Annotated in this window: 3 protein-coding genes; all 3 read right to left on the bottom strand. The window is 39.3% G+C overall.

Annotated elements, in window-relative coordinates:
- Positions 1-356: SDR family oxidoreductase (locus HPC41_RS25545; protein WP_281358797.1), on the bottom strand; the 356-nt coding region annotated here is incomplete at its 3' end.
- A gap of 43 nt (positions 357-399) precedes the next feature.
- Positions 400-726: an SDR family NAD(P)-dependent oxidoreductase gene (locus HPC41_RS25540; RefSeq protein ID WP_216660697.1), complete on the bottom strand. Its 327-nt coding sequence runs from the start codon at positions 724-726 to the stop codon at positions 400-402.
- A gap of 307 nt (positions 727-1,033) precedes the next feature.
- Positions 1,034-1,381: a winged helix-turn-helix transcriptional regulator gene (locus tag HPC41_RS07745; protein WP_172393476.1), complete on the bottom strand. Its 348-nt coding sequence runs from the start codon at positions 1,379-1,381 to the stop codon at positions 1,034-1,036.
- Between the last annotated feature and the right edge of the window lie 112 nt (positions 1,382-1,493).

Below are 1,493 nucleotides of genomic sequence, written 5' to 3'. Positions count from 1 at the left end.
TCCATAAGGATTTCCGTTCCGGTCATGAAACTTGCCACATTGTTATCTGAGAGATAAATAACAGCTTTAGCTACATCTTCCGCAGACCCCATTTTTTGTAGTGGGATTCCGCTGATTAACCATTCATTAAGACCTTCCAATGTTTTTTCGTCCAATCCTGCTTTGGTCATAATTTCCGTTTTTGTTGGTCCCGGACTTACCAAATTTACTCTGATTTTTCTTGGTGCTAATTCTGCAGCAGCGGTTTTTGCAATGGAATTTAATGCTGCTTTGCTTGCCTGGTAAATCGAACTATTGGGTTTAGAGGTTGTCGCGACGTTGGATGAAAGGAACACCACTGAAGCACCATCGTTCAACAGAGGAATAAATTTGCTTAAGGTAAAATAAGCTCCTCTGAAATTAATGCCTTACATTGTCGAAGTTTTCAGCACTCATAGTTTCGATCGAACCTAAAGTTCCGGTGATTCCGGCATTAATAAACAGAATATCAACTTTTCCGAATTGCTCTTCAACTTGGGTTTTGAAATTGTCGATGTCTTCCAATTTCCCTTGATCCGCCACAAAAGAAATAGCTCCCAACTCTTCAGCAGCCTTTTCAATGGCTTCTTTTCGTCTTCCGGTAATAATTACTTTTGCTCCTTCGGCGATTAACTCTTTTGCGGTGGCATACCCTATTCCGCTGTTTCCACCTGTGACGATGGCTACTTTGTGATTCAACTTATTCATTTCTTTAATTTTTCACAAAGTTATCAGGGAATGATATACTTTTGTTACCAGTATCACGGAGTATATCGGTATCATCAATTATATCATTTACTTTGTAACCATGGAAAGTGATCAGTGGAGTATTGGACATGATCGTATGGTTTTAGAAGATATTTTGCGAATCGGGCATCCCTACCAAGCAGGATTTTCTAACCAATCTTTTTAGAATAAAAAGGATTTCCACTGCAATCCCTGCCGCAAAGAATGGAATGCTTATTAGGATTATACAGTGTATGACACTACCAAGTATTGCATTGACAGTTTATGACTAGGCTTTAAAAAACTGTTCCAATTCATTTCTGTGATCCTCTCCCCATTGGGCCGTTACCTCAATGACCGGTATAAGGCTTTCACCCAGCCCAGTCAGTTCATATTCTACTTTCAGCGGAAGCTGATCAAAGACGACTTTATTAATCAATCCATGTTCAATCAATTGGCCAAGCTGCGCATCAAGTACACGACGGGTTGCATTGGGGATTTTCCGCTGCAGCTCACCCGGACGCTTGATACCTGAATGTATTGCCCAGAGCAGGTTTATTTTCCATTTGCCCTGAACGACCTGCAAAAACAGATGTAAACCACAATCTAAATTGACAGGAAGCTTTTTTTCGTACATAGCTGATATATTTTACGAAGGTATAAAGTGAGTATAGATAAATTTATCCGTAATTGACACGGTTACTTTATGCCCTTAACTTTGCAACAAAGTAAATATAAAAATATGAAAT

The organism is Sphingobacterium prati (assembly GCF_013167215.1).
In the GTDB taxonomy this organism is placed as follows: domain Bacteria; phylum Bacteroidota; class Bacteroidia; order Sphingobacteriales; family Sphingobacteriaceae; genus Sphingobacterium; species Sphingobacterium prati.
This window is presented reverse-complemented; position numbering and strand designations above follow the sequence as displayed.

Coding starts and splice junctions, on each gene's coding strand:
- HPC41_RS25540 (WP_216660697.1), bottom strand. CDS start 726: ATGAATAAGTTGAATCACAAAGTAGCCATCGTCACAGGTGGAAACAGC.
- HPC41_RS07745 (WP_172393476.1), bottom strand. CDS start 1,381: ATGTACGAAAAAAAGCTTCCTGTCAATTTAGATTGTGGTTTACATCTG.